A 9,191-nucleotide genomic window follows, 5' to 3' on the forward strand; every position below is an offset into this window, starting at 1 on the left:
TTAGGCTGGTCAGGTGGTTAGAAGTACAAGCCCCTGGCTTTAGACATGGGGTTGGTTTCTACGGAGTCCCTGACATTATAGTAATTGTATTTTCTTGACCACATGGACAACGAAAGGGAGTGGTTGAGGCGCGACGGACAATCGTCCGTCGCGTGACCCCCCCCGGGAGGGGCGCAAGTGAGGCTTATCGCTGTGAAATGAAGCGCAATCCGCGTTCGGTACAGACGCCGTGCAAGGGGCGGTCCCAGGGTTCGATGGGTAACTCGGGGACAAACGCGAAATCAAAGATAATGCCAATCGTGGGTTTGTCGGCCCATGCGCTCTGACTGAGAAAGCGATCGTAAAAGCCGCCGCCATAACCCAACCGATAACCGCGCCGATCGCAACTCACAGCCGGAACTAGGATTAAATCCACCGCCTCCGGGGACAACAGCGGCGCGTCGGCGCTCGGTTCGGTAATGCCAAAAGCTCCCCTAGTCAGGGTATCGCCGGCACAGTAGCGATGCCAAACCAGGGATTTGCCCACACAGCGGGGAAAGCCCCATTGGTGGTGGGGGTGGATAAACAGCGGGCTGAGGTCTGGTTCTTGGCGAAAGCTGAAATAAGCGAGAATGGTTCGCGCTTGGGTAAATTGAGCAGCAGATTGCAGGTGGGATATTAGGCGATCGCTTTTCTCCCGCCATTCTTCTACAGAGAGGGATTTTCGCACCTGTAGCAGATCCCCTCTCAGTTGAGCTTTTTCCAGTTTAGGGTCGATCGCATTCACAAGTCTAACACCGAGATTTTTATCCCTCATATTTTAAACCGGATTCCTCAGTTTATCCAATTTCGAGTCAACCCGCTGACAATTGGCTCAACAAATTTCCCGAACGCTCCCGTTTCGGAGGAATCTCCGCTCGAAACGGGAGTATTGTCAGCGCCAAACCATTGAAAAATCAGCCAACTTTTAACTCATTTCCCGATACCGGAAACCGGGAATTAATCCGCATGCTTGCGATACCAATCGATGGTATTTTTAAGCCCTTCTTTAAAGCTTACCTCAGCGGTAAAACCGAATTCTTGTTTGGCGCGTTCCGTATCCAAACAGCGGCGCGGTTGACCGTTAGGTTTGTCCGTATCCCAGACAATTGCCCCATCAAATTCCATCAACTCGCAAATCAGTTCGACTAAATCGCGGATAGTAATTTCATGGCCGGTGCCCAGATTTACCGGGTCGGGTTTGTGATAGGATTGAGTGGCCATAACGATGCCGCTTGCTGCATCAGTGGAGTAGAGAAATTCGCGACTGGGGGTGCCATCTCCCCAAACCACTAATTCTTTATCGCCCCGTTGTTGTGCTTCGTGGACTTTGCGAATTAACGCCGGGATGACGTGGGAACTGCCCGGGTCGAAGTTATCTTCCGGTCCGTATAAGTTAACCGGGAGTAAATAGATGCCGTTGAAGTTATATTGTTGGCGATAGGATTGCAGTTGGACTAATAAGGCTTTTTTGGCGATACCGTAGGGGGCGTTGGTTTCTTCCGGATAGCCGTTCCAGAGGTCTTCTTCTTTAAAGGGAACTGGGGTGAATTTGGGATAGGCGCAGATAGTGCCGACACAGACAAATTTTTCCACCCCTGCTTGATAGGCAGCATGAATTAATTGAGTGCCCATCATTAGGTTATCGTAGAAAAGTTCGGCGGGTTTTTCCCGGTTTAAGCCAATACCTCCCACATGAGCGGCGAGGTGAATGATGATATCTTGTTGTTGGACGACACTCTGGCAAGCGTCCATTTTCCTGATGTCATAATCGCGCGATCGCGGTACGGTAATTTTTTCGCGATCGGCACCGGCTTTGCACAGTTGGTCGATAGTTTGCCGACCCAGAAAACCGGCTCCCCCGGTGACCAGAATTCGTTTGTCTTTTAAATCGATGCTTTCCATTGCATATCCCCTGGGCTGCTCAAGTATGTTGTAGTCTAAGTTCCAGGCGCGCGCTCCTTTGAGTATGCCGCGATCGCGAAGGAAAAGCGCCACTCGGCACGCTTTTCCTTCGGATTTGCCCGGTATTAAATGGCGCGATTAATCCACCATGCGGTGGCCGATTTCTTGGCGAATAAAGGCGCGATCGAGAATGGATTTCCCGGTGGGAGACTCGATGCCGAGGGCATGTAAGTCCGCTTCCACCATCAAGGCGACCAATTGCTCGAACGTCACCGAGGGTTCCCATCCTAATTGTTTTTTCGCCTTCGCCGGGTCGCCAATTAACAGGTCAACTTCCGCCGGACGCAGATAGCGAGGGTCGAACTCCACATAGTCTTCCCAGTTGAGGTTGACGTAATTAAAGGCTAACTGGAGAAAATCCCGGATGGAGTGGGTTTCGTTGGTGGCGATTACGTAATCGTCGGGTTGGTCTTGCTGCAGCATCAGCCACATGGCGCGCACGTAGTCTTTGGCATATCCCCAGTCGCGTTTGGCATCCAGGTTGCCCAGGTAGAGTTTTTGCTGCTGTTTGGCGACGATGCGCGCCACCGCCCGGGTAATCTTGCGGGTGACAAAGGTTTCACCCCGTCGGGGGGAGTTGTGGATCCATCCTTGTCCCACTCCCGCATGGAAGGTGCCAGAGGTGGTGGCGAAGTCAAATAGCCAACCGGTGTAGTTAATTTTGTCGGCTTTGACGACTGTATCGAGGGGTTGGCCCGGGTGGGGGTCGTCGGCACAATTCAGGGTGACGCGATAGTAAAGTCGGTCTTCTTGCTGTTCCGTGCCAATTCTCGCCGATTGGTGGAGGGTGGTGAGCGCCATCCAATACAGACCGGCTGCCATCACCGCAGAAGCAGTGCGAAATTCGGGCACCGGGGAGGCGGTGGGGGTGCGGTGGAGTTCATCTAAGCCATAAAATCCTTGTAAAAAGGCCAGTCGTTCGCGATCGCACCCATTTAAAATCCGCTTCGGAATCCGCTTGTCACCGCAACTGCTGTAAAGGGAAGCGTAGATGTAGCGACCATATTCGCGATTGCCATGCAGTTGCAGTTGAATCTTATCGGTGGCGCTACGGTTTGGCGCGATCTGTCCCCCCGTCACCTTGCGCCAACTGGCGGCGAGGCGATCGCGATCCGCAGGATTTGCCAGGGTAACGGTGATGCTTCCCGATGCGCTCACTTCCCCGCGCGCCGCCAAAACTCCCAGCAACCAGGCTTCGGTTTCGGTCAAATCGATTTGCTCGGTAGGTTGGGGAAGGTGGATTAAGGCTAAGGAGTCCCCAACTTGGATGTCGTCGGCGGGTTTTTCCAGGGTTTGCTCGTTTTGGCGGGCAAACACCCGGTGGTCGCTGGTGGCATGGTAAACTGCTCCGGGAGCGGCAATCCGATGCAAGGCTTTCGGGGAGGGGCAGTTGGCTCCATTCCAGGTGGCGGTCATGCAAGTGACTTCGGTCCAGCCATTGGCATCCCAAACCTGAAAGCGATCGCCCCGGACGAGGTTTGTGGTGTGGCGATCGCCGGGGTTCCCCTCCCTGGAATGGGGAACCATATCTTCAATGGGAAGGATATCGATTAAGCCGTCTTGGCGAACGATGACTGGGGTTTGCGCCGTGACGCACTCGTGGTTGAACAAAATTCCATTGCAGGCAAATAGGTCGTAGGATTCGCGATAGTTGACGGTTTGCCAGTGGGAGTAAACTTTGGCGCAGGAATAGGGACTGCGCGGATAAAATGGGGTGGTCTCTGTTTGCGGGATTTCCTGCACTTTGCCAAACATCTCCGAGGATCCGGCTTGATAAAAGCGGACTTGGATCCCGGTGCGGTGTTGATAATCCCGAATCGCTTCGAGCAGGCGCAGGGTTCCCATCGCCACGGTATCCACGGTGTACTCGGGGGCGTCAAAGCTCACCCGCACGTGGGATTGCGCCCCTAGGTTGTAAATTTCTACGGGTTTGACTTCTTCGAGAATTCGGCGCAACGTGACGCCATCGGTCAAGTCGCCGTAGTGCAGAAATAATCGGGCATCTTGTTTGTGGGGGTCTACGTAAATGTGATCGATGCGATCGGTGTTAAAGGTGGAGGTTCGGCGGATAATTCCGTGAACTTCATAGCCTTTTTCCAGCAGCAATTCGCTGAGGTACGACCCGTCTTGACCGGTGATGCCTGTGATTAATGCCCGCTTGCGTTCCGTCATCCTCTATTTTTCCTCTAGATCTGTGGTTGGATGGGCAGGACGATCGAGCGCGATCGCGTCAGTCGCTCGACTGACAAGCACCCTGGATTTTTCCCTGCTCTTGCCTCCTGCCCCTATGCTTACTTTGCGCTCCTGAGAGGGGACTTATTAAATTGGGTTTTTTTGCTCCCCGCGCTACTTCACCCTCGGGGGAAGTTCCGGTTGGCGTTGGGTCTGTTGGACCCTAGGGTTCCAAGCTGTGCCCGGAACTCTAGCGCTCGCGACTCCCCTCGATCTTGATTCCACGGAGTCTTAAATGATTAACAGTTTACCGCGAAATCTTCACCCTCATGTGAAGTTCCGGTGTGGGTTTGACAAAAATTTAACAAAGCTTTGGCTGCGCGACGGGTTCGGGCAGGAGCGATCGCAAATGATTTCTGTTTCCGGGTGGGTTCTATTGCCCTAAACCAGCTTTTCCCTATCTTTTTCTGAAGGAATTGGCGCTTTGTTTATGGGATTTCGACTGGCTCCCCTATGTCCCCCTTTGTTAAAACATGGTTTTTCCTGCAGCAAGTCGCTGCTAAATCTTAATAAACTGTCCCGGTCTATCGGGCACAGTTTATTAAGATTTTTAGGGGTTAGTAAGCCCCGTTATCTTTGGGGAACAATACGACTTTTAGGGTTTTCAAGATAATCCACATATCCATCCAAAAGTTCTGGAAATTGACATAGTAAACGTCAATTTGAATTCTCCGATGATAGGGAATGTCGTTTCGCCCCGAAACTTGCCACAACCCGGTAATTCCTGGCTTGATGGTTAGCACTTTATCAATATGTCGCCCATATTTTGGAAGTTCTTCGACCACTAAAGGACGAGGGCCGACCACGCTCATTTCCCCTCTCAAAACATTCCAGAATTGAGGGAATTCATCTAGACTCGTTATTCTCAAGAAATGGCCGATCCAGGTGATTCTAGGGTCGTGCTTGAGCTTGAAGCTATCTTCAAATTCTTCTCGGAGATTGGGCGATGTTTCCATAAGATCCAGCAAAATTTCGTCGGCATTTTGCACCATCGTTCGGAATTTGATACAACCGAACTTTTTATGGTTTTTCCCCACGCGCTCTTGCAGGTAAAAGATGGGTCCGGGGGAACTGATGTAAATCAGCAGCCCTAAAATTACGTACACTGGGGAAAACAGTATCAAAACGCACAGGGAAAACAGTACGTCGAACAGCCGCTTGACAAATTCTGCGTCTATACCAACGAGGATTCGCCAAAAGGCACGCTTCGTAACCGCCTGAATGATTTTGCCGGAGATGAGTTGGCTATCGGCAGTCATCTTACTCCTCTAATTCACACCACACACAGTCCTGATTGTAAAGCCTTCAGACAATTTGCATTGCGTCTGGAGATTACAGGGGACTTTCAGAGTTGACCCGATCGCCTCTTTCCAAGTGCCTGTGGGACTTGTCCGGCGTTTTTCCCTTCGGGTTTCCATCGCCTCGGGGGGATCGATCCGCGATCGCTGGGCAGGTGTTAGAAATTAATTATCTGTAACTCCTTCCTGCATTGGTGAACTGCCGGGGGTTGGCTTTATTCCCTCCCGGAGGGATGCCCGGGTTCGCCACAAGATTCCAGGAAGGTTTTGTAACGCTGTTGAAAGACTTTCGGGGAGAACTGTAAAGCCCGGGCGAGGGCTTGGTGAGGGTTAAACTGCGATCGCAGCGCCTCAAAGGTTTCTACCGCTTCCATTAACGCCGCTTCGGTTTGCGCCGGAAACAATAACCCGGTACCAGTTTGCGGATATTCCCGCAGATCCAGTACCGTTTCCCTGGCCCCCCCTGCACCATAAGCGATCGCCGGGGTACCACAGGCTTGCGCTTCCACCAAGGCCATGCCAAAATCTTCACAGGCGGCATAGACAAAGGCTTTGGCTCGAGCCATATAGTCCTCCACCACCGCATCGGGCTGAGATCCCAGCACTTGCACGTTAGGACCGGCGATCGCCCGAATTTCGGCCAACTGCGGCCCGGTCCCGATCGCCACCAGGGGTTTTTCCAGTTGGTTAAAGGCGCGAACGATTAAGTCGATTTTTTTATAAGGCACCAGTCGCGAAACCGTCAGGTAAAATTCTTCCTTGTCCAGTTGAAATGAAAAGCGATCGACATTCACAGGCGGATAAATCACCTCCGCCTCTCGCCGATAACAGCGCCAGATCCGACGCGCGGTATGTTGCGAGTTGGCAATAAAATAATCCACCCGGTTGGCGGAAATCGCATCCCACTGGCGCAGGCGATGCAGCAAATAGCGCGTCAAGATTCCCTGAATTCCCCGACCCGAGGAACTGTGATTGAGATAATCAAAGGTTAAATCCCACGCATAGCGCATCGGGGTATGGCAGTAACAGATATGCGTCTGGTGCGGTGCGGCGAGTACCCCTTTGGCCACGGCATGGGAAGAAGATAAGATCGCGTCATACTCCCGCAAATCCAGTTGCTCGATCGCCAAGGGTAAAAAGGGCAGATATTTTTGCACCCCGGTGCGCGCGAAGGGAAACTTTTGTAAAAAGGTGGTGCCGATCTCCCGCTTAAACAGGTAGCTGTCGGGATTGGTTGATTCAAAATCAATCAAGGCATAAAGGTCGGCGTCAATAATGTTGAGTATTTCTTTGACCACCAGTTCCGAACCTCCAGTGGCATGAGGGGTTAGCCATTCATGCACCAGAGCATAATTTTTCACCATTATTCGCGACAATGTACGGGGTATTACAGTTGAGCAACGGTCAGAATTCACCCAGCCGGGAAACCGAAAAAAAGAATTCGGCAAGGCATTGGGAATCCTTCAAACGGGCGCGATCGCAACCTGCGAAGGGCAATAAAAGCACCCAACTTAACCTACGGTATCATACTTTGCTTTTCTCCACACTCGCTCGGGGGCGATCGGTTCGCGTTTCTTGACTTATTTTGCTTCTAGATTGCAATTTTAGCTACCTCTGGCCTGGGCTAAGTGCAACGTTAGCTACGGATTTTAAGTATAAAGCCGCTGATTATCCACCGTCGTGGTTAGTTAGTTGGGACAGGTTGTTGGCATTCAAGTCATAGAGATAGATATCACCCCCACGAGAAAATCCTGAATCCAGTTCGGACAGATCGGTGGTTCCTCGCTAAAGTAGCTTCGAGTCGGTAGTCGTCTAAATTGATAAGACATAAAAAGCGGCGGGTTTCATTATTGATATTGATGTGAAAAGTCCGCCAGTGTTGCAAGGCTTGTTCTTCGTCGAATTCCGCGCGATCGGCTTGCAGGGAGCGATAATAATTAGGGTTGCATGGTAGGGAAAGAGCGACGGTTATTATTCTTCTCTTTTGCGAGGGATAAGGATGAATTGTATTTTTTTGGCAATGGGAGAGAGCCTCAAGCGTGACCCCATGAGGTTCTCCTGGGAAGAGATTGCCGATCGCGCCCCCAGATAAATTATGGAGTATTATGAGATAGCTTAGATCTGGTTCGGCACTTCGCCCGCCAGAATTCTGGGGTTTGAAAATAGTATAAATTTGCACTTGCACCTTCCAAGCCACAGGGATGATGTCTGAACCTTTTGCTCATCATCGTTCACCCTGAGAACGAAAAAAACGGACGATCTTGGTAACTTAGCTTTCGGGCGAGGGATTTTGAGGTGGTGCGTGAAGGTTGAGAGAGTTGGGTTAGCGCTTGCGAAAAACCGTTGCACTCCGCAGGTTTCTGTGAGTTTGCCGTATAAAGTGGGGCGAGGTAACGGGAAAATTGAGCATGAAAAATTAAGAATTGAGACTTTGTTAGCGTCTCGAATTCGATTCACAGGGGTGGGTTGTGCAGTGTATGGGTTAGAGATAATCGGCGCTTGGCCATTTTCTCTGATAAGGGGAAGTGAAAGATAGGCAGCCTATAGCCTCCGTCGGTGGGTGTTTGTGGGGGAGGGGACGGGAGTGGGACGGTTGTGGAAATGTGAGTAGCGCGATGAGAAGGGTCTTTTCTCAGCTTATACTATATTGATAACTCCTAAAGTTGAAATTGCAGCTTTGCCACTAGTGAGGGTTTGCTACCTGCATTTGGGGGATGGAGGGGGTGAAGGGAAAATTCTCGCCAATGTCATCAAGCGATCGCAAATGGCGTCCGAGGCTTTCCCCCGCGCTACCCCTATGGATCGGGCAAAATTGGGCATGCGGAGGGTGAGATTGGCGGGGCTTTCAGAGGGTGAGTGTAGCGGTGTGGAGAGCGCATTTCCCACCCCCGCGATCGCGACAGTAGACCTCTCCAAAAATACCGATTTAGGAACGGTGGCATAAGGGTTTGAGAACCTTTTCTGGAGAAGTCTAGTGAAGACGGGGAGGAGTGGGAAATGCGCCGGAAAATCAACGGGAAGGGAAGATTTATCATCACTCAGGGGCAAGCGGTGAAAACCGTGGTAAAAAAGAGGAAGAGCAGTTGGGGCGTCAGGTAGAATAGAAAGGCAGTGGGAGGCTATGGTTCCAGACCGATCGCACCTTCTAAGTTGGCACCAAAAAAGTTAACTTCCTTGATATTCGCGCCTCGGAAATTAGCTCTACGTAAGTCTGCCCCATAAAAATTGGCTTTACTCAAATCTGCCGAATCGAGATTGGCATCCAACAAGACGGTGCCCAAGAGATTAGCCGTACTTAAGTTAGCCGAATTGAGGTTCGCCTGGGTTAAGTCAGCCATTTGAAAATTTGCTCCCGTTAAATCAGCGCCTCGCAAGTCTGCTGTCTGGAGGTTGGCATTACTCAGGTTGGCATTAATTAAATTAGCATCGGTTAAATCGGCACCACGCAAATCAATGCCGCTCAAGTCAGCGCCATTGAGATTGCATCGCTGACAAGTCTTGGTTTCTCGCAATTGAGCCAGATCCCCAGTATTGGGTTGCGCGATCGCAGGGGAGGCGATCGCGAAGGACGCCACCAGGGACATTGTTAGGGCAATTTCTAGTTTCATCAGAAATTAGGGTTGGTAAGGGGGAGAACGGAAACCCTCGTCATTTATGCGTAGGGAGGAGTTCTCCCCC

Annotated in this window: 7 protein-coding genes and 1 pseudogene; 1 reads left to right on the plus strand and 7 read right to left on the minus strand. The window is 51.3% G+C overall.

The window, feature by feature from the left end; translation table 11 throughout:
* Positions 1–184: 184 nt before the first annotated feature.
* The 6 genes and pseudogenes from LKK83_RS23665 to LKK83_RS23690 form a co-directional block, all read right to left on the minus strand.
* Positions 185–796, minus strand: coding sequence for a 5-formyltetrahydrofolate cyclo-ligase (locus LKK83_RS23665; RefSeq protein ID WP_324633860.1), 612 nt, complete (start codon positions 794–796; stop codon positions 185–187).
* 182 nt (positions 797–978) lie between these two features.
* The gene (locus LKK83_RS23670) at positions 979–1,923 is read right to left on the minus strand and encodes a GDP-L-fucose synthase family protein (RefSeq protein ID WP_324633865.1); all 945 of its coding nucleotides are present in this window, start codon (positions 1,921–1,923) and stop codon (positions 979–981) included.
* A gap of 138 nt (positions 1,924–2,061) precedes the next feature.
* Positions 2,062–3,510: a GDP-mannose 4,6-dehydratase gene (locus LKK83_RS23675; RefSeq protein WP_324633866.1), complete on the minus strand. Its 1,449-nt coding sequence runs from the start codon at positions 3,508–3,510 to the stop codon at positions 2,062–2,064.
* A gap of 69 nt (positions 3,511–3,579) precedes the next feature.
* Positions 3,580–4,155: pseudogene (locus tag LKK83_RS23680) on the minus strand (GDP-mannose 4,6-dehydratase); the annotation flags it as partial.
* A 617-nt stretch (positions 4,156–4,772) separates the two neighbouring features.
* Positions 4,773–5,474, minus strand: a complete 702-nt coding sequence (locus LKK83_RS23685; protein ID WP_324633861.1) for a sugar transferase — start codon at positions 5,472–5,474, stop codon at positions 4,773–4,775.
* A gap of 254 nt (positions 5,475–5,728) precedes the next feature.
* Positions 5,729–6,877 carry a glycosyltransferase gene (locus LKK83_RS23690; RefSeq protein WP_324633862.1) on the minus strand — a complete coding sequence of 383 codons (1,149 nt, stop codon included), beginning with the start codon at positions 6,875–6,877 and terminating at the stop codon, positions 5,729–5,731.
* A 1,313-nt stretch (positions 6,878–8,190) separates the two neighbouring features.
* Here LKK83_RS23690 and LKK83_RS23695 point away from each other — a divergent pair.
* A complete protein-coding gene (locus tag LKK83_RS23695; protein WP_324633863.1) occupies positions 8,191–8,457 on the plus strand; it encodes a hypothetical protein in 267 nt (88 codons plus the stop codon).
* A 175-nt stretch (positions 8,458–8,632) separates the two neighbouring features.
* On the opposite strand, the gene LKK83_RS23700 is transcribed toward LKK83_RS23695, so the two are convergent.
* Positions 8,633–9,121, minus strand: a complete 489-nt coding sequence (locus tag LKK83_RS23700) for a pentapeptide repeat-containing protein (RefSeq protein WP_324633864.1) — start codon at positions 9,119–9,121, stop codon at positions 8,633–8,635.
* Positions 9,122–9,191 lie beyond the last annotated feature (70 nt).

The organism is Phormidium sp. CCY1219, assembly GCF_035615515.1.
Taxonomy (GTDB): Bacteria; Cyanobacteriota; Cyanobacteriia; order Cyanobacteriales; family Laspinemataceae; genus CCY1219.